This is a genomic window from Gilliamella sp. B2838 (assembly GCF_026536185.1).
Classification (GTDB): domain Bacteria; phylum Pseudomonadota; class Gammaproteobacteria; order Enterobacterales; family Orbaceae; genus Gilliamella.
The window spans coordinates 163,820-188,026 of sequence record NZ_JAFNOO010000004.1 but is presented as its reverse complement, the minus strand read 5'-3'; the positions used below and the strand labels follow the sequence as shown (position 1 = coordinate 188,026).

At 33.8% G+C, this 24,207-nt stretch carries 18 protein-coding genes and 1 tRNA gene; 16 read left to right on the top strand and 3 right to left on the bottom strand.

The annotated features are described in order from the left end of the window. The 3 genes from J3U63_RS06355 to J3U63_RS06345 all read left to right on the top strand — a co-directional run bounded on the left by J3U63_RS06355 (position 1) and on the right by J3U63_RS06345 (position 2,956). On the top strand, positions 1–684 hold the full coding sequence (locus tag J3U63_RS06355) for a response regulator transcription factor (RefSeq protein WP_267344070.1): 684 nt from the start codon (positions 1–3) through the stop codon (positions 682–684). A 713-nt stretch (positions 685–1,397) separates the two neighbouring features. Then, entirely contained in the window at positions 1,398–2,165 is a 768-nt protein-coding gene (locus J3U63_RS06350) for a transporter substrate-binding domain-containing protein (RefSeq protein WP_267344071.1), read from the top strand. Positions 2,166–2,305: 140 nt separating this feature from the next. Next, a complete protein-coding gene (locus J3U63_RS06345; protein ID WP_065634602.1) occupies positions 2,306–2,956 on the top strand; it encodes a DUF421 domain-containing protein in 651 nt (216 codons plus the stop codon). Positions 2,957–3,061: 105 nt separating this feature from the next. Here the strand turns inward: J3U63_RS06345 and ispE are convergent, their stop codons facing one another. Continuing rightward, a complete protein-coding gene (gene ispE, locus J3U63_RS06340) occupies positions 3,062–3,901 on the bottom strand; it encodes a 4-(cytidine 5'-diphospho)-2-C-methyl-D-erythritol kinase (RefSeq protein WP_416379667.1) in 840 nt (279 codons plus the stop codon). Between the two features lie 9 nt (positions 3,902–3,910). After that, complete coding sequence (gene lolB / locus J3U63_RS06335) at positions 3,911–4,531, bottom strand: lipoprotein insertase outer membrane protein LolB (protein WP_267334257.1); 621 nt, start codon at positions 4,529–4,531, stop codon at positions 3,911–3,913. Between the two features lie 161 nt (positions 4,532–4,692). On the opposite strand from lolB, the gene hemA reads away from it, so the two are divergent. The 7 genes from hemA to J3U63_RS06300 all read left to right on the top strand — a co-directional run bounded on the left by hemA (position 4,693) and on the right by J3U63_RS06300 (position 16,317). Continuing rightward, positions 4,693–5,964, top strand: coding sequence for a glutamyl-tRNA reductase (hemA, locus tag J3U63_RS06330; protein ID WP_267334258.1), 1,272 nt, complete (start codon positions 4,693–4,695; stop codon positions 5,962–5,964). A gap of 395 nt (positions 5,965–6,359) precedes the next feature. Next, the gene (locus J3U63_RS06325) at positions 6,360–6,599 is read left to right on the top strand and encodes a zinc ribbon domain-containing protein (RefSeq protein ID WP_267334259.1); all 240 of its coding nucleotides are present in this window, start codon (positions 6,360–6,362) and stop codon (positions 6,597–6,599) included. A gap of 101 nt (positions 6,600–6,700) precedes the next feature. Continuing rightward, positions 6,701–6,787: transfer RNA gene (locus J3U63_RS06320), tRNA-Leu, on the top strand. A gap of 475 nt (positions 6,788–7,262) precedes the next feature. Continuing rightward, a complete protein-coding gene (locus J3U63_RS06315; RefSeq protein ID WP_267370996.1) occupies positions 7,263–8,906 on the top strand; it encodes a hypothetical protein in 1,644 nt (547 codons plus the stop codon). A gap of 531 nt (positions 8,907–9,437) precedes the next feature. Continuing rightward, entirely contained in the window at positions 9,438–11,063 is a 1,626-nt protein-coding gene (locus J3U63_RS06310) for a hypothetical protein (protein WP_267370994.1), read from the top strand. A 943-nt stretch (positions 11,064–12,006) separates the two neighbouring features. Then, positions 12,007–13,467: a hypothetical protein gene (locus J3U63_RS06305; protein WP_267370992.1), complete on the top strand. Its 1,461-nt coding sequence runs from the start codon at positions 12,007–12,009 to the stop codon at positions 13,465–13,467. 1,470 nt (positions 13,468–14,937) lie between these two features. Then, entirely contained in the window at positions 14,938–16,317 is a 1,380-nt protein-coding gene (locus J3U63_RS06300; protein WP_267370990.1) for a hypothetical protein, read from the top strand. 542 nt (positions 16,318–16,859) lie between these two features. Here J3U63_RS06300 and J3U63_RS06295 read toward each other — a convergent pair. Then, entirely contained in the window at positions 16,860–17,741 is an 882-nt protein-coding gene (locus tag J3U63_RS06295) for a LysR family transcriptional regulator (protein WP_267332890.1), read from the bottom strand. Between the two features lie 204 nt (positions 17,742–17,945). Between J3U63_RS06295 and J3U63_RS06290 the strand changes: the two genes are divergently transcribed. The 6 genes from J3U63_RS06290 to J3U63_RS06265 all read left to right on the top strand — a co-directional run bounded on the left by J3U63_RS06290 (position 17,946) and on the right by J3U63_RS06265 (position 24,122). Then, complete coding sequence (locus J3U63_RS06290) at positions 17,946–18,908, top strand: aldo/keto reductase (RefSeq protein WP_267332889.1); 963 nt, start codon at positions 17,946–17,948, stop codon at positions 18,906–18,908. Between the two features lie 86 nt (positions 18,909–18,994). Continuing rightward, a complete protein-coding gene (locus J3U63_RS06285) occupies positions 18,995–19,696 on the top strand; it encodes a hypothetical protein (protein ID WP_267370988.1) in 702 nt (233 codons plus the stop codon). A gap of 203 nt (positions 19,697–19,899) precedes the next feature. Continuing rightward, complete coding sequence (locus J3U63_RS06280) at positions 19,900–20,727, top strand: MetQ/NlpA family ABC transporter substrate-binding protein (protein ID WP_267332887.1); 828 nt, start codon at positions 19,900–19,902, stop codon at positions 20,725–20,727. Positions 20,728–20,960: 233 nt separating this feature from the next. Beyond that, on the top strand, positions 20,961–21,896 hold the full coding sequence (locus J3U63_RS06275; protein WP_267344081.1) for a hypothetical protein: 936 nt from the start codon (positions 20,961–20,963) through the stop codon (positions 21,894–21,896). Between the two features lie 337 nt (positions 21,897–22,233). Next, a complete protein-coding gene (locus J3U63_RS06270; RefSeq protein ID WP_267332885.1) occupies positions 22,234–23,022 on the top strand; it encodes an acid phosphatase in 789 nt (262 codons plus the stop codon). 173 nt (positions 23,023–23,195) lie between these two features. Continuing rightward, on the top strand, positions 23,196–24,122 hold the full coding sequence (locus tag J3U63_RS06265) for a hypothetical protein (protein ID WP_267347668.1): 927 nt from the start codon (positions 23,196–23,198) through the stop codon (positions 24,120–24,122). The last annotated feature ends 85 nt before the right edge of the window (positions 24,123–24,207 follow it).

Genomic DNA, 24,207 nt, shown 5'->3' with positions numbered 1-24,207 from the left:
ATGAAGATTTTAATTGCTGAAGATGATAAAAATATTCGTACGGTAATTGCGGATATTTTAGAACAAGAAGGCTATAAAGTTATAGAAGCCGCCAATGGTAAAATTGCTTTGAAATTATTCAGGCAAAGCCTGCCTGATTTTATTATTTTGGATATCATGATGCCAGAACTTGATGGTTATTCGGTTTGCCGTGAAATTCGTAAATCTGACGAAGATATTCCAATTTTATTTTTGTCAGTTAAAAATGAAGAGATTGATAGAGTAATTGGCTTAGAACTAGGTGCAGATGATTATATGGGTAAACCATTTGGCGTTCATGAATTACGGGCTAGAATTAAAGCTATAGTTAAACGTTGCTTGAAATCCAAGCAATCTAGTCAACTCGTTAATGATTTTTTTCCTTTTGGGGATTTAAAAATCTATCCCATTGAATTATGTGCTAAGCGTAATGATCAGATTATCGAACTTTCATTACGTGAAGTCAGAATATTAGAATGCTTATATCAACATAAAAATCAAGTTGTTACTAGAGACACGTTATTTGATTATGTTTGGGGATATGATTACTCGCCAAATAGTCGAACTATAGATCAACACATTTCAAAATTGCGCAAACAAATTGAAATTAATCCTTTAAACCCTTGTTTGATTAAAACAATTCATGGTATTGGTTATAGGTATTAAAAGGGTTGGTTCTGTGTGCAATTCAATAGATCTAATATGTTTGGGAATTTATTTTATGAATTCTTCCTAATTTTCTATATTCAATTTTTGTCTATTTTTAGTTCTTGCAGGTATAGAGCGGCATAAATAAACTTCAAGAAATCAGACTATAATGTTTTTTGTATCTATCTTATATATTTTAGTTTGAATAGATTGTAGACATTTAAATTTTTACTGTTGGATGTTAAATCATTCTTTTCAATGTACTTGTTATCTTTTTTTGGGGAGGGATGTTTTACATTTAGGGTAACTATGTTTTTTGAGAAGAAAATACGGCAGTCATTAAGTTTGTCCTAGTTATGCTGTTTAAACTTCAATAAGCTCAATTTTTGCTTCTTTTGTTTGATATATTGCTATAAAAACAGCAATTATCGATAGTTAGCATTGTTTTTCAAAAAAATCTATGGTGATCATAACTTTTGCTTTATGTAATTTAATAATCATAAAATAATCTAGCTGACTATCAAAAACTCACAGTTATTCATCCAAAAGTCTAAAAACAAACTATTACAAGGTGAGAAATTGATTGCTAAATGGCTTAATATCCAATCTAATAGTAAAGTTGAAGTAAATTAACTATTGAAATTAAATCTTTTTAGATGAAATTAATTGATTTAATTTGTCTTATTTATGTTTTTATTTGGATCTAACAGGTTATTAAAAGGAATAATTAGATGAAAAAGTTAACTGCCATTATGGCATTATTGCTTTGCTCAGGACTTACTCAAGCTCGTACTTATGATGAAATCATCAGCTCAAAAACAATTAGAATTGGTGTGCCTGCTGATTATGCACCACTTGCTTTCTATGATAATCAAAATTCGTTGGTTGGTTTTGATATTGATATGGCAAAAGATTTAGCTAAAAAATTAAATGTTACACCTGAATTTTATATTACAAGCTGGCCCACACTTTCCCAAGATTTAGCTGCTGATAAGTATGATGTTGCAATGGGTGGCGTGACCTACACCAAAGATCGTGCAGCTAAATTTTTACTATCTGACCAAGTTGTTCCTAATGGTAAGATTGCGTTAGCCGCATGTGATATGGCACCTCAATTATCAAATTTAGACGCCATTAACCAACCTAATGTTAAAGTTGTCGTTAACCCTGGTGGGACCAATGAAAGCTTTGTAAATCAAAATATTCATACTGCACACATCATTCGTGTAAAAAATAATATTGATAATCTTCAAGCGTTACGTGATAAAACCGCTGATATGATGGTGACAGATCTGATCGAAGGTCATTATTATGAAAACAAAGAGCCTAATGTCTTATGTTTAGCGACAGTTAAGCCATTCGAAGGTACCGAAAGTTATAAAGCTTACATGGTACAGTTGAATAATAAAAAATTAATGGATGAAATTAATAATTGGTTACCAAATTCAAATAAAGAACAGCTTGCAATAAAATGGGGTGTCATTACACATCTTAATTGATCATTAAATTTACTTCTTTCAGTTGATAGCGAAGGTTATAAAAATAAAGTGAAATTCGGCTTTAAAACTCTGTTTTAAGCTGAATAACTTTTTCATTGATTGTGTAATTTTGGCAATATCATTATAGGGGTGATACAAGTATGAATTATCATGATTTTTTAGTTATTGCATTTAAATTATTGGTTGTTTTTATTTGTATAATTTTATTTTTAAAAATAACCGGAAAAACTTCGTTATCTCAAATGTCGAGTATTGATTTTATCGGTAATATGATTTTAGGTGGTATTGCAGGTGGTATTATTTATAATCCTAAATTAACAGTGTTTGATTTTTTAGTGGTGTTGTTGATGTGGACAACTATTATGTATACCTCTAATTATCTGAAGAAAAGAAGTCAAAATGCAAAAGCTTTTATTGTCGGTAATCCAATTATATTAATGGATAAAGGTAAAATTAAGTTAGATGCTTTTGCTGGTGTAAATATTGATTTTGCTAGCTTTGCAGTATTATTAAGGATGAAAAATATTTTTACTATTAATGCTGTTGAAAAAGCAATTCTTGAGCCTAATGGTCAGCTAACTATTGTGAAAAAAGGTGATAAGGATATATCTGTTATTGTTCTTGAAAACGAAAAACCAAATGATGAAGCGTTACAATCGATTGATAAAAATGAAGATTGGTTAAAAGCCAAATTGAACGAGCAAGGCTATACCAGCTATGAAGGATTATATTGCGTTGAATATTATGATAAACATCTATTTATTATTCCCGTTGAATCGGTCAAGCAATAAAAATTAACAATGGTGTTTTTAAACCGAATTTTTTTTGAATAAACCTTAACCTTATTGTGAAAGTTAAGGTATTTTTAACCGATGCTTCTCTAAAATTATAGATAACTATTGATATAACGGTGAGGTATTTAGCGATCGCGTAATAAAACTTTCTACCGAAAACTTATTAAGTGTTGATTGTATTTCTTGCGCTTGCTGCTGCGAGTGACATAAGCTAAATACACAAGCTCCAGTACCTGTCAGTTTGGTCGGCGCAAATTGCGATAGGTAGCTAATAATTTGATGTACTTTAGGATAACGTTTACCGACAATATTTTCGCAATCGTTGCTGAACGCCTCGAATGGTTGAGAAAGCAGTTGCTCAATAGTGCGAACAGGAGTATCACGTTTTAGTCCGGGATCATTAAAGATTTCGACTGTCGAAATCTCAATATTGGGGTAAGTAATTAAATACCAATTTTCTTGATAATCAACAGATTGTAGCTGGTCACCAATTCCCTCAGCAAATGCCGCGTGCCCATAGATAAAAATAGGCACATCTGCGCCAAGCTTTCGTCCTAGAGTAATTAATGTTTCCATTGGTAAAGCGAGTTGCCATAACTCATTGAGCGCAACTAATACTGTGGCGGCATTTGATGAGGCGCCACCTAGCCCTCCACCCATAGGTATTTTCTTGTTGATGGTAATATCAATGCCTAGATCGAGGCGTTGAGTATAGTTTTTTAAACACTGTGCAGCAATAACGATTAAATTTTTATCATAAGGAACGTTATCAAAAGGCGTTAATAAATTAATTTTATTATCTTTACGCAAGTTAAAAGTGAGGCTGTCGCATAAATCAATAAATTGAAACAACGTTTGTAAATTATGGTAATTATCTGGGCGGCGACCCGTTATATATAAAAATAAATTCAGCTTTGCAGGCGATAACCACTGTTTCATTATGATTACCTACTATCGTAAGATCCAGTTACTAATTTTTAAACGAATAAGCTCATCATTATGATTTAGCTCAATTGATGATGGTAGATCAATTTTTTTATTTCTAAAAGTATACGTTGAGTAACTCGCAATCTTTAACTGCCATTTATTATTATTCTGTATAAATTCAGTCGCGGTTAATCTGCCTGATTTATCTAATTTATCGGCAGAACTATTATTAGAATAACCTTTTAACCAATTATGAAGGGAGTTTAGTGGAATATTAACGTTAGACACCTTACTCATCAAATCTTCGATATTATTGCCATTATAGTTATTACCATCTTTATCAATAAGTTGTGCATAATTAGGCTCTACTTTTAGGCTCAAGATGCTAGTTCCAACAGGTGTGGTCAATTTTATGTCGAAACGATCATCTGATTGTTGGTTAATTAAAAAGCGACCATAACTACGGGTTTTGTTGCTGAAATGAGCAATACTTCCATTAACTTGAAACGTATTTATCTGTTCAAGATCGTGCTGATGATTTTGCCATTGGTTTACAATAGATGTCGAGTTTTGTTGTTGGCTGACTTGGCAAGCAGTCATAAACAAAGATAAAACGATAATAAATAGATAATTGATTTTAGTCATGAATTAGCCCATTAAAATTGCCTAATATAAATTTATTATAACTGAAAATCGTTAGAATAAGAAAAAGTAACTGTAATTAACCTTTATTGTTTTTTTATGTATAATAAAAATAATAAAACGCTTAATAATATCGTTATATCACTCATAATAGAAACAAAGCAATGTCAATTACAATATTAGGTGTTAACCATAAAACTGCACCACTTTCATTAAGGGAAAAAATCGCTTTTCCCAATGAAATTGTGGATAAAGCATTATATAGCCTTTATCAACATCCTTTAGTTGAAGGGTGTGTTATTGTGTCTACGTGTAACCGAACAGAAATCTATTTAAGTTACGAGCATGATACTGATTTTCTAAAATTAAAACAGTCTGTTGAGATTTGGTTAGGTCAATTTCATCATGTTGATATTGCTCAGTATCAAAACGCCATTTATTGGTATGAAGGTCAACAAGCGGTTGAACATTTGATGTCGGTTGCAAGTGGCATCGATTCCATGATTATTGGTGAACCACAAATTTTAGGACAAGTAAAAGCTGCGTATATGCAGGCGCAAAAAAATCATTGTTTGTCGTTAACATTAGAAAAATTATTTCAAAAAATTTTTCATGTTGCCAAAACCGTTCGTAGTGAAACCAATATTGGTGCTAATACTGCTTCTGTTGCTTATGCTGCTTGTTTAATTGCTAGAAACCTTTTTACTGATACTCCACAATTAAATGTGATGTTAGTTGGGGCAGGAGAGACCATCGAGCTTATTTCTCGGTACTTAAAGCCGCACGGTTTTAATCATGTTATTGTTGCAAATCGTACCCGTGAAAAAGCATTAAAACTTGCCTCGCTAATTGATGCAGAAATTATTTCATTACCAGATATTGCCAATCGACTTAAAGATGTTGATATTGTAATCAGTTCAACGGCAAGCCCTTTACCTATTATTGGTAAAGGCATGGTTGAGCGGACATTGGTAGCAAGAAATAACCGCAAAATGTTATTTATAGACTTAGCTGTTCCTCGTGATGTAGAAGAAGAGATTAATCAACTTAATCATGTTCATCTTTATACCATTGATGATCTCCAAAAAACGGTTGAAAGTAATTTACAGCAGCGCTCAATAGCGGCCAAGCAGGCGCAATATATTATTCAAGAACAAGCTGAACAATTTATCGATTGGCTTAAAGCTAGGCAGGCTGTTAATTTTGTTAAGCAATATCGTACTAATGCCGAACATATTAAGAAAGAATTAGAATATAAAGCACTTAATGCCATTAAGCAAGGTGCCAATATAGATGAAGTCTTTGCTGAATTTTCGCATAAATTGACGAATAAACTTATTCATGCACCAACGCAAACCTTGTTACAAGCAGCGACACATGATTGTGATGATTGCTTTAAAGTATTAAGTAAAGGTTTAGGTTTGAAAGATCATTAATTAATTTCTGATCTTGATTGATAAATATCATCAATCTTCAAATTCGGTTATCGTTGCTGACTAAACTTTGAATTAAATTTTCTTATGATTTTATTGAGATGATCAAATAAAAAGTATATATTGCTAACAGAGTTAGTAATGGCTGAATTATATTTTGTTAAAAATAATTTTTAATATCTAACATCTTGATTAAGATAGGAAATATGTTTTTTTGCCTAAACTAATTATATCTTTATTAACAATAAGACCTAACTATTATATTAAATCACTTAATTTTATTTTTATTGTCTATTGCTTCACGGTGTCTTGTAATCGACTTAAACTCGGAGTAGCATTTTCAACATTGTATTGAAAAAAAATTTTTAATTTTTTAATCATTAAAACGAGATGTTGCTATGAAAATGTGTATTGCTTGTGGCATGCCAATGACAACTATTGGTGATTATCCATTGCACGATATGTCTAAAAATTATTGTAAACACTGTGCACATCAAGATGGTAGTATGAAAACGTTTGACGAAAAATGGCAAGAAGTCACATTACGTTATGCAAAAAATCACAATATAGATTATTCTGTTGCTAAGCAAACCGCTTATATAATCTTAAAAAAACTTCCAGCATGGAAACGTCGGTAATAGTTGGAATTTTAGGCAACTAAAACAGTTTGCAAGAATAACTGTTGCAGATATTGTAAAGCTTAGTATAATGCCAACGTTTACTTCTTTACACATTAAGTGCCAGTGTGGCGAAATTGGTAGACGCAGCGGATTCAAAATCCGCCGCCCTTAAAAGCGTGTCGGTTCGAGTCCGACCACTGGCACCAAGCTAGCTAATATCAATCCAGTTAAAAATTGATTTATATTTAAAAACTATTTCGAATAGGTCTATCAATTCGCTTTTTTATCAATCAACTTTCACCAGTATTAAATCAAATCAAGTACAATATCAAATACACAGACAGGTAGATTGGCTTCAATAATGGCATGCATCGGTAAAATGGCTTTAATGCCTTTATATATTAAGGTTAATAAGCATGACAAGAACGTTACTGACTTAAGTCTATTTTTCTACTTTCTCGCAATTTTAGCTAAATAACGTATGAGCAGAAATTAATAACTTTCATATAGTAATAACATTCCCTATTCATTTACCATTCTTTACAAATAATCGCCGTTAATCGGTAGTTAAATTTTACTAAGATGCTATACTTTGAGCGTTAAATTAATCGTTTAGTTTTTTTGCGCACCAAAATGGAAAAGTGTAAATAAAACATAAAGTTGTTTAAAGGATTGTGCGTTATGCTTTATAAAGACACAAGGCATTGGCAGCCTTACGTCAAAAATCTATATCAACACACCTTAGTTGATTTATTACACCTAAAGCTTAATTTAAAACTTAGTTTAGTATTCGATTTAGTCCCTCGTTTTCTGCTCAAATTAAAGTGTGATTGCGTATCTAATTTTAGGCAGAGGTTGCTATGTGGTTTAGTATCGCACGTTCGCCAACCCAGCTCCCAACATCATTGTCGACGACAGCTATTATTGGTTAATCGTCCGCCATATATTGTTTTCAATATAAAGCGCTATTTAGCGTTAATACTGTTGTTAATATTGCCCTATACCACTACTACTCAAGCACTATCGGCCGTTACAGTGCAGGTAATTAATGGTAATGAACCTTATTTGACTCTTGATAATGGTATAACTAAAATTACCACTAGTGATGGGTTGCTTGGTATTACCTTATCCGATGGTACCCGCATCACTCCAGCTAATAACACATCAAGCAAAGCTAAACCAATAATACTCCCAGAACTTAACCAGAGCTTTGCCGATATTGATATGTTGGTACCTACCGATGCCGATTCCATTGACTTAAGTGCTTTTATTGGCGAACCTTATCATTATTGGGGGGATGATGATGGTGATGGCCAGGGTGCTAATGGCGTTACAATTACGGGTAGCTTAAGTGTCAATATTACTAATAAATATGAACTGTTTCAAAGTAATCGTAATGAAATATTAAATATCTGTGATGCGCCTTACACATTAGAATTAACTAGTACTGATGTTAGTTTAACTACGCAGTATGGGGTACCAAATAATCGTAGTTTCGTGGGTAGTAGTGCCACTTATTATATTAATTCTAAAGGTACTCCGACCATTTGTGCCATTAAACCAAGTTCAGATCTGATGAGCTATCCTGAAAATTTATACGGTCCGACCAATATCTGGGATCCGTATAAAGGCTTTTTTGTACAATCAACTGAGCCAGCAAGCTACAGTCGTAATTTTCCTACAACCGGTGCTGATGAACTATCTTTTTATATTGACTTAGGTGGTATTGATGTCACATCATTAACGTGGCCACCCGTTTCTCATGGTGGGATTACCGCCAATATGATAACAGATCCAAATTTTCCATATTATGTTGAAGTCACTCTCAATGGTCCGACGGCAACAACCGCCCAACAGAATTCAGCATCGCCAGGTTCTGTTGCTACTCCTAGTTTGCCACAAACCTTCGAAATAGTCGGTTATGATAGTAATAATACAGCGGTATTAAAATATGGATTTGTATTAAAGCAGTGGTTTATCCTGCGAGGGTTCAGTAAAGGTGTTTCCTTTGCGAATCAAAACTCCTGGTGTTCAGCAATGATAGGCTATCGTATGCCAAAGATAAAAGATTTAACAAACGCCACCGGAGGATCCTGGACTGGTGGGGTACCATCATCAGTAACAGGTAACTATTCAAATCGTAATATTGGTGCAGGTTTGATCCCTGAATGGGGAAATGACCTGAATAATAATTCTAGCGGCTCTATTTGGGCAATTGGCAATGACAATTCTCAAAGCTTTATTGTTAAGATTACCGATGGTAGTGTTCTCGCTCGAGGCGACGGTCCTCGCAACTTTTATATTGGGGTTTGCGCCTATCCTTAATCTTTAAATTACAGGAAGGCAATAAGAGGTAATAAAGGCTAAACTGCAAATGTAAAGTTGCAGCGGCAGGGGTAAGCCGAGCCGACAGAGTTGGTTAGCAAAAATGGATGGTACGAGTAATTTGGGGAAGGGCACATAAACTCCTCTTTACTCGGGTGTTTTCACCGAAAGAAAACGTTACAAAACAAGCAACGTCCGAAATTTTAACCCATCTAAATTCCATAAAATCTATTCAGAAATTTAATAAACAAGCGGGTGATATATTTTTGAATAGAAAAATATTCCGTTATATTTCAAAGATATCTGACTATTTAAAGGCTATGAGAGTTTATTATTTATGGTATTATTTACATTTCTTTACAAATAATCCGGCTTAATGAGTGACTTTTTTTTATCATAACCTTATAATTCCAAAAGTTAAGCTTATTTAAGCTTTATTTAAGTTTCATTTAAGTTCATTAAGCTTAAATTATGACCATTTAACATAAAAAAATAAAATAAAATAACGGATTAGTTTACTAATGGAGCACCATGAAATATAATTATAGCCCTCGGCGACGGGAAAACAATGTTTTAAAAACTCACCAATCTCTCTTTAGGTTGAAGCTTAATTCAATTCTGACTTCTACTCTTAACTTATTTCATCAAAGCAAGGTAACTCGCCATCGTTTTTTAGCAGTCAGTGTAAGTAAAAGATGCACATTTAGTTTAGCGTTATGCTATCGCTTACTTAAAGCGATAAATTTAAGGTTAATCTTACGTCCAACATTGATTTATACGCAAACTCAAGCATCAGGCCAGTTATCTAAACTGGCTTTAGCATCGATGCCATGGTTACTATTGCTGTATGCCACTACGACTCAAGCGTTATCGGTGACTACGGTGCATGTCATTCATGGTAGTGAACCCTATTTAACTTTTGATAATGGGGTAACTAAAGTCACCACGACTGAGGGGCTGTTAGGTATTACTTTATCCGACGGTACACAATACACACCTTCAACCAACCCTTCAACTGTAACACCAATCGTCTTACCTGGTGCAGATCAGAGTTTTGCTGATATAGGGATGTTGGTTCCTACTGATACTAATTCCGTCGATTTAAATACTCTTATTGATTCAAATTATAATTATTGGGGGGATGATGATGGTGATTCTGATGTTACAGCTACAGGCAGTCTAAGTTTGTCTATTGTTGATAAAAATAATAGAACTGTATCACGAAATACTGTACCAATGTATTGTAACGCGCCTTATAAAGCTACATTAACTAGTGCCGAAAGCACATTGACCACTCGTTATGGCTTTCCTAATAGCATTAAGTTCGGTGCAGGTAATGTTAGCTATTATTTTAATCCTAAAGAATCACCAGGGGTTTGTTTTGCTAAACCGAGTAATTTGGTATATAACATAGGTATCTATGCAGGTCCCGAAAATATCTGGCATTATAATAAAGGTTTCCTAACTCAAACAGCTACACCATCATCTTATAGTTCAAATTTCCCGACTACTGGAGCTAATGGTTTGTTCTTTGATTTAGATATTAGCAATACTGATCAGGCATTAACTTGGGAGCCGGTTTCTCATAGTGGAATTACAGCGACGATGACTAATTCAACAAAAACTAGTGTTCGCGTTACCTTAACTGGTCCTGCTGCAACCTCATCACAATGGAATTCCCGAGTGCCGGATAAAATAGCTAAACCATCTTTACCCCAGACATTCGAGTTAGTTGGTCGTGACAGTAGTGGTAACGCTGTCGCTAAATATGGATTTGAATTAAAGCAGTGGTTTGTCAATCGTGGAACCGTTATGGGAAATTACAACGACCAACTATCTTGGTGTAAAAATATAGGTTATGAACTTCCTAATGTAAGGGATTTAACCAATGCTGTTTATCCATATGACGATATAATTAGTGCTACACCTGTATCATCGGGTAATTATTTCCAACGTCACATCGGGGCTGGTCTTTTTTCTGAGTGGGGTTATATGCTATATTACACTAATGCTAACTTTTATTGGTATTATTGGACTAACGACAAATACTCCCATGGCGACTACTGGTATTATGCGCACGGCGACTACGGACTTATTCATTGGGTAACGCCTGCAGGTTTGTACTACGGGATTTGTGCTTCAGAACTCAAACCTTAGTTCTTATTTTTTGGGGGAGAGTAAAATAGCGTAGATTTTCCAAAACTTTATGATGTCGAAACTTAACCCATTCGCCTCGATTGAGGCGAATGGGTTGTGTGTTTATCGCAAGAAAGTTGAGTAGCGGGGATAGAAGGTCCTAAATTCCGCTTAAAAATTATTAAATGATCAAAACCACGATTTTAAAGACTAAAATAAATTTTTTAGGAAAAATAATCTTAATTTTAAAGATTTATAATGGAAATATATTCATTTAAAACAGTAACTAACTGATTATATTTTAGATCTTCCTTACAAACGTTAACGTTATTGAGTGAAAAAAGTGTTGCATTGTGTTTCTTCAGTTATTTTACTTTTTACATCGTTTTAGATGAACGACTAAAAATCAACAATCTTAACCCATATAAATTCCATAAAATCTATTCAGAACTTTAATAAACAAGCGGGTGATATATTTTTGAATAAAAAAATAATCCGCTATATTTTAACTATATTTGACTATTTAAAGGCTATTAACATTTATTATTTATGGTGTTATTTACATTTCTTTACAAATAATTCAGCTGAATGAGTGACTTTTTTTTATCATAGCCTTATAATTTCAAAAAATTAAGCTTATTTAAGCTCGATTTATAGCCATTTAACATAGAAAAATCAAATAAAATAACAGATTAGTTGACGGATGGAACGCCATGCAGTATAATTATAGACACCAGACACCAGACACCAGCGCTGGCAAAACAATGTTTTAAAAACTCCCCAATCTCTCTTTAGGCTAAAATTTAATTCAACGCTTACTTCTACACCTAACTTATTTCATCAAAGTAAGGTAACTCACCATCGTTTTTCAGCAATCAGAGTAAGCAAAAGATGCACATTTAGTTTAGCGTTATGCTATCGCTTAATTAAAGCGATAAATTTAAGGTTAATCTTACGTCTAACCTTGTTTTTTACGCCAACTCAAGCATCAGGCCCGTTATCTAAACTGGCTTTAGCATCGATACCATGGTTATTATTGCTGTATGCCGCTACGGCTCAAGCGTTGTCGGCAACGACGGCGCAAGTCATTCATGGTAGTGCGCCGTATTTAACCTCTGATAATGGGGTCACTAAGGTCACTACGACTGAGGGGCTGTTAGGTATTACCGTTTCTGACGGCACTACTCAAACCACCTACACACCGGACAATAATACTTCAACCGCGGATAATCCAATCGTTCTCCCAGAAGCTAATGAACACTTTAGCGATATTGGTATGCTGGTTCCTGCCACTGTTAACGCTATCGCCTTAAACGATTTAATTGGTGAGCCTTACAATTATTGGGGGGATGATGATGGTGATGGTCAGGGTACTAATGGAATTACCGCGACTGGTAATTTAAGCGTGAGCATTACCGATAAATTGAATCGAGCCGTGACGCATAGTGCCAACATAGATAGCTGTATGGCACCTTATAAAGTAGAATTAACCAGTACTGATGGTAGTTTAACCACCCAGTATGGAGTACCAAATAGTGGTAATTTTAGTGGTAGCACGGCTGCCTATTATATCACCAGACCTAAATCCGTGCCTAAAATCTGTTACGCCAGGCCGAATATGCTCATTTCCCGACACCGCAAAGACGGCCCTTTTGATCCAAAACGGGGTTTTGTAAAGCAAGCAGCTGGGCCATCACAGTACAAGCTTAACTTCCCGACTACCGGTGCTAATAATCTGTTTTTTGATTTAGACATAGAAAATATTGATAGCTCTACATTAACCTGGCCAACTGTCACTCAAGGTGGTATTACCGCTACCATGACACCATCACCCGCTAATCCAAATTTCATACGCGTCACGCTTACTGGTCCAGCAGCAACAAAAGCCCAACAGGATTCAGCATTACCGGGTAGTTTGGCTACACCTAGCTTACCGCAGACTTTTGTGATAGAGGGTAAAGATAGTCGTAATAAAACGGTATTAAGCTATGGTTTTGAGTTAAAGCAGTGGTTCGTCAACCGCCAAGGCGATCCTCTCGCACTTGATAACGCCTTATCCTGGTGTGACAGTTTAGGTGGTGGTTATCGTCTGCCACTGGTAAAAGAGTTAACTAACTCAATTGGACATTCTGATTGGTGTTGGGCGACTTCTGTGTGTAGTGGTGGGAAGCAGCCGTTACCGACACCCGGCATACCGCCATCCAGTGGTGATTATTATGAGCGTAATATCGGTGCTGGTCTCTTTACTGAATGGGGAGATATGTACTACTGGCATTACTATCTCTCTGCCGGTTTCTACATAGGCCCCTACTGGGCTACCGCTAGCGATGGTTCGGACTTGTTGTTCGCTGCTTATGCTGGCAACGGCGCCGTTAACCGTTTTACCAAAAATGATCAACAATGGTTGGTTTGCGTCTATCCTTAGTGCTTAGTCCTTAAGTGGTGGGTAGTAGATAATAGGTAATAAAGGATAAACTGCTAATGGGAAGTTGTAGCGGCAGGGGTAACCCGAGCAGACCAAGTTGCCGATTCCAAAAAAGAGCAATCAAACGCTGTATAAATAAAATTAAAAAAATTAGCATTAAGAGAAAGTGGAATTCTTGTCTTGATAAAAGAAATGCTTTTAAAAGCATTTCTTCAATCGTTTTATGTGATTAAGTAATTATTGTGGTTTAAGTTCGAACCGATAGTTTAATTTATGAAAAATTTGATCAAATTATTATCCATGGTGATTTTTAGGAAAATTTCATTAATTAATGCTATCCAAATGTAGTCCTCTATCATTTGTACTTACGAGTCAATAACGAATGATGATTTAGATAACAGCGGTGGATTTTAAATCCGCCGCGGCTACTAATCTCGCTACTATGGCATTTGAAGTATAAAGAAGTAAACGATTAGCTATACCAATACCACCAACTACAATGTTAAATAAAAAATCAAAGCAATCCAATATTGAGCAAACAAGCAAAACGGTAACAAATGATGAATTAATCATTCAATCATGATCTAAAATTATTACTCATTATCAACAGACAAATAAAATAGGGGTTAGTAACATAAATTATAAATAAGGCTATAACCGTGTAACATTAATTATTTTATCCTCATGGCAACCGAACAGATATTCCTCTATTGCTATTAATACACTTAGAACTAGACGATTATTTTAATTTCACCAATGAATGGTAAAGCACATGATCATTAGTAAACTAGCGCACAGACTTTAATTGTAAAAACCGCTCCGACGGTAGATTAAACTACCAATACAGTCAGCACAGTTTGTAAGTTAAATGATCTGTTACTTTGTTGGTCATTTTAAGTGAATCCTGTTTTGTTGCAAGCCGCTAGTTTCAAGCTTAAGGTGTGAAAATAGACAACATAACAATTATGTAGATGCTGGCTGCTTTTTAGCAATAAAGAATAATATTGAAGAGCCTAAAATGCTTGATATAGTTAAATTTCTAATTTTTTCAGTATGTAATAATAAAAAAGCATCCTTAATTTTGACCGGAAAATATTATATTTATATAAATATTATTGAACGCTTTAATCTAAAAAGTTGATTACACTAATCACTTAATTTTGATTACTACTAAATAATTATCTAAAATTTACATTTCTTTACAAATCTATTGTGTTAATAGGTGATTATTTTTTATTAAAGAATTATACTTTTCAACAAATGGATTTAGATATTTTTATAAATAATGGAAGGTAAAAAAACTTAAATAAAACAATAACAACTGACGGATGAAATGTTATGCAGTATTATTATGGCTACAGGCATTATCAGATCTATGTTTTAAGTTCCAAATTCTTTTCAGTATTACTTTTATCTTGTTTATTTTCTTTAATATCACGTTTGTTTTTTAAGCTTTTTTTTGTAGTTGTATTGATATTATTGTTTTGCTCATTTAATGTAAAGGCACTTTCGGCTGTTACTATTAAAATCATTCAAGGTAGTGAACCGTATTTAACCTTTGATAAAGGTAAAACCAAAGTTACAGATGCTAATATTTTGTCTGTTATTACCTTTTCTGACGGTACTACCATGAGTTCAACAACCAATACTTCATCTTCTGAAAATCCTATAGCCTTACCCAAGGAAGGTGAAACCATTAAAGACATTTCTATGATGATTCCCATCATCAATAGGTCTATAAACTTAAAAACTATAATTGGACCTCCTTATAGTTATTGGGGAGATGATGATGGTGATGGGCAAGGTGCCGACGGTATTTCTGCTACAGGAAACATAAGTGTTAATGTTACTGATAAAAATGGTAGTATTGTCAATGCTGATACGGCGTTAGATATTTGTAAAGCACCTTACCTTATTGATTTTGATACAAGTGGTGTTTGGAGCTTATCTACCAAATATGGAATTCCTAACATAGCCACGTTATACATGCGCCCTGTCAAATATTATATTAAGCCTAATTCTGCTCCGGCAGTGTGTATGTTAGTACCGAGTTTATTTGCGTCACCGGCTAATACCGAGGTATGGCGTTGGTCAAAAGGGTTTTATGCTCAATCTCGCGATCCGGCAACTTATGAACGCAATTTCCCAACTACAGGGGGAAATAATTTGTTTTTCGATTTAGAAATTTCCGGTATTGATGAAAGTGAGTTAACTTGGCCTCCAGTTACTCATGAAGGAATCACGGCCACTGTGACCCGATCTGAGCATAATGAACTTTGGCTAAATCCTACGCCTAAAGTTGTGACGCGAGTAACCTTAACGGGCCCGGCTGCAACGACTACACAACAAAGCTCTAATTCACCAGGAGCAATATACCGACCACAATTGCCACAGACATTCGAACTCGTTGGATATGATCGTAATAACAAACCGGTGATAAAATATGGTTTTATATTAAAACAGTGGTTTATTGCACGTGGTAAAAAACTATCGAATATGGCAAATAATCAAGCTTGGTGTAATAGCACTGGTTATCGCGTGCCACTCGTTAAAGATTTGACCAATGCCATTCCAGACCCAAATAGTCCTGCAGAGAATCAAGGATTTGTAGGTGCCAAACCTGAATCACACGGAAACTATTTTGAACGCCAAATTGGTGCAGGGTTTATGTCCGAATGGGGGGTTCTTGATTTTTACAACGATGCAGTATTTAGCGGCGCGATGTTAATCACCAGTGAATTTAGTGATGCCTCTGGAGTGTGGCCGTGGATAGTCAATATGGCAGGTGGAGGCGTTTACCCAAAAAGAAGCCAAGATCCTATCTTTACTGTTATTTGCGCTTACCCATAGCGAGGTGAACTAACCGTTAGCGATAATACTATATTTAAATCAATAAGCTATCAAAATATCATGTCTTTTATTAAAGACAGTTAAATCAAATTATGGGCTTTTGCCGTTATGAACGACAAAAGCTTTTTTTATATGAGAATGATGACATTAAATAATTGTGAACAGTATGTTTTTCAAAAAGCGTTATTGGAATAGTGATAGGTTAACTTATGTTAAAAAAGCATATTTTATGCGATGTTATCGTCAACTTACCAGCAAGTAAAATTGCAACTTTATGTTCTCAAGTTTTGAGTGTTTATAAAATCATGTTAGTTGTGTATAGGTAGCTTAGACAAGCTTTTTAACTGAATTTATCTGTTTTAATTTTCATTCAAATTCCATAATGGTATAGATAGATTGATTTAGTTGATCGTTAATCGATAGCAATAAAATTGAAGTTAAGCGCGATCATATTTAATAACACAAAAATTTTTATTTTGTGTGATAGCGGTTATGCACAGTTTTAATCTATGTATTAATTTATTGAGCACCTAAAAATTTGATTAAAATTTTAATGCATCTAACACTAATTTAAATACTTGAGAATGTCCTTTGCGACTAGGATAATAGATATAAAATGGTTCATAAGTGATAGCAAAATCCTCCAATAATTCTATTAAATTGCCTTTGGCCAGATCGTCTTCTACCGTTGGTCTACCTATCCATGTGATGCCTAATCCATCTAAAGCCACTTGTTTACGTAAATTACTATTGCTTGATAATTGAGAAGAAGGTTGGTATTTAATAATATTGCCATTGTCATTGAATTCCCAAGCTAATTCTGTCGCATGTTGAGCAGAAATTTTCTTACCGATTAATTGGTGCTTATCAAGATCTTTAATTTGCTTAGGTAGAGGTCTGTTTTTTAGATAATCAGGACTGGCAACGACAGCCATCGTTAATGGCGCAGAGATTTTTACTGCAATCATATCATTAGCAATATCATTACCCAAACGGCACCCCATATCAAAACCTTGTTTAACTATATCTACCCAATTATTGTCTGCTTCAATTTCGATCTTGATTTGAGGATAACGGGGTAAAAATTGACGTAGTTTAGGATAAATAATACTCTCAACAGCTAAATGTGGTGCATTAATTCTAATGGTTCCAGACGGCGTGCTTAGAAAATCTGATAATGCACTAACTTGCTGATTTAACGATTGAAATAGTGGGGCTATTTGCTTATATAACTGCTCGCCAGCTTCGGTTAATGACATACTTCGTGTGGTTCGATTAAACAAACGTAGATTTAGCTTGGTCTCTAAGTTGCTCATACTATGGCTTAACGCTGAAGATGAAATACCTAATGCCTTTCCTGCTTTTACAAAACTAGAAGCTTGTGCGACGACAACAAAATAGTGCAGTTCGTTAAAATTATACATAAACACGCATGTGATTAATGAATTTATTTCATCATACTATAAATGAATACCATATTTATCTCAATAAAACCTGTGCCTAAAATAAATCATCGACATTAATTTATTTGCGTGAATTTATATTCGAAGGTTATTCATTGTGGCGTGAATATTAATGTTATTAAACATCAATGTATTTAAAACTAATGTGGAACAAGAGGGGCTTTTATGGATTATATAAAACTTGGCAATTCGGATATTAGCGTATCACGTTTTTGTTTAGGCTGTATGAGCTTTGGCGATCCTGCCAGTAAAATGCATGCATGGACACTTAATCCAACAGAGAGTGAGTCAATTATTAAGCATGCCTTGGATTTGGGGATTAACTTTATTGATACTGCAAATATTTATTCAGCGGGTACCAGTGAGGAGTATGTTGGGCGAGCAATTAAAAATAACATAGCTCGAGATAAAGTCATACTCGCAACAAAAGTCTATTTTAATCCAGGTAACTTATCTAAAAATGCGATAGAAACAGAAATCAATGGATCATTAAAACGGCTTGGCACCGATTATGTTGATTTATATATCATACATCGCTTTGACTATAACACGCCTATAGAAGAAACAATGGAGGCATTACATAATTTAGTAAAAGCAGGTAAAGTTAGAGCATTAGGGGCTTCAGCCATGTATGGTTATCAGTTTTTCAATATGCAACTTGCTGCTGAGCAAAATGGCTGGACTAAATTTGTTTCAATGCAAAACCATTATAATTTACTTTATCGTGAAGATGAGCGGGAGTTAATTCCAATTTGTAAACAATTTAATGTTTCGTTAACGCCATATAGTCCTCTAGCGGCAGGCCGACTTGCTCGCTCACAATGGCATACAGATACCTTACGTAGCCAAACCGACAAAACCGCTGTTGATAAATATGATAGTACAGAAAAAACAGATATGGGTATTGTCGAGCGAGTATCGGAAATTGCTGAAAAACATCATGCCTCAATGACTCAAATAGCATTAGCGTGGCAATTTGCTAAGGGCATTACCGCTCCAATTATTGGTGCGACTCAAACAAAATATTTAGACGATGCGGTTGGCGCATTACAAGTATCATTAAGTCAAGACGACATTGATTATTTACAAGCGCTTTATATTCCTCATCGTATTGTTGGTGCAATTTAAAAGCAAACTAAGCAAAACAAGTTGTTATAGTTTAAAAATATCACTTATTATAGACCGATATATTTTCAAAACTTGTTTTGCTAATAATGTTAAACGATCAAAATCACTCTTTAAGACCGACTCTACTCGCTATTGAATCTCATCGCAAATGGCAGAGTTATGCCGAATATTGTAAGTTACGTGAACAGGGATTGCGAAAGCAAGCTTTTTCTGCACTTGATATTTTTTTAGCCGATAGCCTGCAATGGTGTTTTAATGAGCAGAAGGAGTTTGTAGCCTTTGTATTCAATCTTTGTGAGGACGATCTTGAGCTTCAACTTATTTATCTATGCTACCCGCTAATGAGCAAATTGATAAAACCGACGCTTGATAAGTGGTGTAAGCAAGAAAAAGTCAATAGCCAGCCTTTTCGTTGGTATGGAAAATTCTTTTGTGACAGTTCTTATATCTATCACGCACTTCAAATCGATCCTTGTGATGACAAAGCAAGAAAATGGATTATCACTAACTTGCTAGAAAAAATTGACTTTGCAACGCATCATTTACCTGACTATTATATTGGCGATCCTTTATTGGCAATTGAGTGGGGAAAGGAAGTACAGCAACATATCAATTTATTAATTGACAAAAAAGCCCAACCGTTTTGGCAAAAAGAGTTAGAACAATCACTTATACTTGTTAATAATTATATTCAGTGGCAGGCAAGTCATCATCCTGATTTTGAACAATGGGGTAAAGAAAATAAATTACAAGTCGATTCAAACGATGAAACTTATTATTATCAATAATAGTTAAGTAATGCTCAGAGTGCAATGAGGATTAGTTGTTTTTAGTTTATCATCATTACCAAACTTAATATAACTAGTTTGAATATAGTTATAATTTTTTTGTATTATCGCTATTTAAAATAGCTGCCTATAATGTGGTGACTAAAATAATAGATATTGATTGCAATTAGTTAATTTAACTAGTTAAAAAAAGAGGAGTGATAATGAAAAAACTTTTTAATATATTAGCAATAATAGTGACGGGGTTTATTTTATTTGGTTGTGAACAAAAGTCTGAAACGAATGCTAATAATTTAGAAAAAAAAGAGATTGTCGTCGGTTTACCGCCAAGTATGCATAATATTTTAATGGAAAGGGTGGTCAAGCCTGAATTAGAAAAAAAAGGTTATACGGTCAAGTTAGTCAATTTTAGTTCATTACGAGACTCCAATACAGCATTGGTTGAAGGTAGTATTGATATGAATGCCGCTCAGCATCAAGCTTATTTAGATGTTTATAATAAAGAAACGAATAACGATCTAGTTTCGTTAGTCCACATACCTTCTATTTCAGCAGCACTATTTTCACAAACTCATCGATCTTTAGACGATATTGCTCAAGGACAAACTATCGCTATACCAAATGATCCTTCGAATACCGCTAGAGCATTGTTATTACTGCAATCTTTGGATTGGATAAAATTAAAACCTCAAGCGCAATCGGGCACTGTCAGTGTTAATGATATTGCTGAAAATAAATATAACTTAAAATTTAAAACATTATTATCCGAAATTATTCCTCGAACGCTTAGCGAAGTTGATTATGCGATTATGCCCGGCGGTGTTGCTTGGTTAAGTAAAGTACCTGCTGATAATGTGTTATTACAAGAAAAACTGTCACCTAATTTAGAGTTAATGGTGGTTGTTAAAAAAGAAAATTTAAATACTCAGTGGGCTAAAGATGTGAAACAACTTTATCAATCTGATGAACTTAAAACGTTTATTAATGAAGATCCTGATGCTAAAGGTCGATTTATTTGGCCACAACAATAGTAGAAAATTGTTATCAGGTGACCCAATATCCTAATTAATTGATTAGGATATTTTTGTCGTTATTGTAAACTATGATTGGTTATCTTATGTAGATAAATAATCAATATAAAATTTTTCTTAATTTTTTTCATGAATATTAATTAAAAGATTTTAAATCTATTAATTTAATTGGAATTATTGACTTTATTTTGATAAAGTTACTGTTCGTTTAATAGACATGAAATTTGCAAATAATGGAAAAAATTAAATATATTTTAGTATTTTTTTGTAGCATTGCTTTAGCGGGATGTTTTGAAAAAAATACTTTAGATCGTTTGATCGATAATCCAACAGCCAGCGACATTAAATTAATAATTGATGGTACAGAATTAACTATTCCTGCTAAGTCAGAAGTTAATTATAGTTTCGAGTATGGTAAACATACGATGACTTATAATAACGATTCAATCAATTTTATTATAAAGCCCGCTAAATTCGGCGGAACTACAATTATTAATCCTACCCAAAGTAACTATATTTTACATACTAATGTTTACGTTACCTCGGCTATGAAAGAGAGCGAATCTGATAAAGTTATTGAAAAACAAATTAATAATATTCCCATCATTATTAATGGGGAAGTTACCGAAATACCGCTTACCGCAAAACTAATTAATGATGTATTTATTGATCAACAGGATTATGATTGGGATTATGGACTTGATCAGGATTTACCTGAAGAAATAACGCGAGAAATGTCAAAAAATTATGCTTACTCTGAGACACTTACAAAACTTTATCGTGAAAGTGAATATATCAAACTTTTAAAACAAGATGATATTGAAGAAGAAATCAGTTTTCCCTATCAACCTAAAAAATTTAGTGAAATCAGTTCTACTCATTTTTTCCCAACAGTTGATCTTAATGCAATAGAATGTGAACCAGGTCGAGAATATATTAAAAATCTTTACGATCAATGGCAGCATCTTTTTACCCTTAAAGGGGGGGATTTTGTAAGTAAATATAATAAGTTAATGGACGATAGTGATTTTGATAAGCAAAAACAATTAGAAAATATTTGTAACAACCAGATTGATCCTAATCGTACCTATCATACAGCTATGACAGATTATAATTATAATATCCTCAGAGATGCTAGAGATTTTAACTTTTTTCTTATTAAACAATAATATTATCTAATTGCTTTGTTTAAGATAAGCTTTATCTAAGCTATTTAATAAATAAGCATAAAATTATTTTTAATAGTTTTATGCTTTAATTTTTTGTGTTTTCTTTTATTTTTTTAACACATTGTTTTATCGATTTTAATTTTATGATTAAAAAAACAATTCGTGTACTTCTTCACCAGAAAGTCATTTTACTTTGGCTATAAAATAGTTATAAAAAATTGATTGAACTCTCATTTTTCATTTTCTTCCTTATGTAATATTAACATTACCTTTAAGAGGTAATAGTACTGGTTAGTCTAGAAACTAAACATAATCGTATACTAAGGAGAGCCTATTTATGTATAACGCCAATAAATTGTTTAAATTGACTATGATTAGCTCGGTAGTGAGTTCATTTTTTATCTCATGTCAGGTATGTGCTTTTCAAAAAGGTTCGACTGAAGACTTTTTAGGGCATGAAGTTGGTATTACTTATCATACCGCCGAACAAGCTGTGAGTAGTAAAGATTATTTACCTCCTTTCCCTGATAAAGATAGCCCTGAATTTGAAGCCGACAAAATCGCTTACTTACAAGGTTATCAATTAAAAGATACACCGCGCTGGCAACAAGCAACGTCTGATGCTGATTTACATACAGATAATGTCGCTAAGATATTTTCAATACCATTAGGTATAAAAATCTCACCAAAAACAACACCGACACTTTACAAAATGTTTGGTGATTTGCTAGTTGATTCTGCCGATAATGCCACAAAAACAGCGAAAGAATTTTATAAACGAACCCGTCCATTCGTTTATTTTGGCAACCATCCTTGTCAACCTCAAGATGAAGAAGAGCGATTACTGCAAAATGGTTCATTTCCTTCTGGGCATACTTCATACGGTTGGACACTAGCTTTAGTTTTGGCACAAATATCACCAGATCATGCGGCAGCAATAATTAAACGTGGTTATGAATTTGGACAAAGTAGGGTGATTTGCGGTGCTCATTGGCAAAGTGATGTTACTGCCGGTAGAATGGTTGGTGCTGTTGAATACGCTTTTTTACAAACGCTTCCCAAATTTCAAACGGATCTAAAACAAGCAATGGCAGAAGTTAATTATCAATATAGTTTATTAAAATAGTTTTAGATAGATAATTTTGTTGATATTGTTAGCTATACTTCAATTGGTGATGTTAGATAACTCTATGTTTAACATCCGTTAATTATCATTTTTTTGACAAAAATAAATATCAATTTTTGCATAGGATATGATAAAGTGTATGCTCGATTTAAATATTAATAGAAAAGAATGTGATGAAAAAAATACAATATACGTTATTACTTACTTGTAGTTTAGGGTTGGTTGGTTGTTTTGATTCTAACCCTATTGAATCAGGCTCAGTAGACCGTTGGATAGATAATCCAACTGCTAATGAAATCAAAGTGTCTATAGATGGTAAAGAGTTAATTGTACCGGCTAAATCTGGTATAAATTATACATTTGACTATGGAAAACACAGTTTATCTTATAATAATCAGACACTTAACTTCATGGCTAAACCTGCAATAGTATCTAATTCAGGATTTATTAATCCAACACAGAGTAATTATATTTTGTTAACGACTTACTATACGAACAACCAACAAGTCTACGAAAAAATGATTGCTTCAAAACTTAAGAATGTTCCTATCATTATTAATGGTGAACAGACTGAGATTGAATTACCAATAAATGTGGTTAATGACGTATTTATTGAAAGAAATAAAACGCCTTGGGATTATTCTATTGATGAAGCATTACCTGACTCGGTTACTGTAAAAGGTGAAAACCAATATCAATCTCAACGACGTAAACTCTACCGCGAAGATGAGTTTTTGAAAACGTTAGATATCCCAGAAAATGAGAAGGTCAGTTTTCCTTATCAGCCTAAGAATTTTGCAGATTTACCAAAAGTTGTGATGCCAACCATTTCGTTAGATTCGATTACATGTAAAAAAGGGCGCGAGTTTGTTGACACACAAGTAAAAGATTGGAATAAGTTTTTCAATTCAACAGGGAAAGAGTTAGCCAACGTTTATAATCAATTAACTTCAAGTGAAACATTCCAAACTAAACATGCAATCCTAAGTGAATGTTCAACTAATGGTGAAGATAAAAATAGAACTTACGCAACAGAAATTGATAAGATAGATGAAACAGTCAAACCACAAGAACAAGTTAATCTATTTATCACACAATAATAATGTCTTTCGTCTAGTGTAAAAATTAGATAATACGTTACTTAATTCTGATTAATAAGACATAGAATCGATTCTATCAATTTTA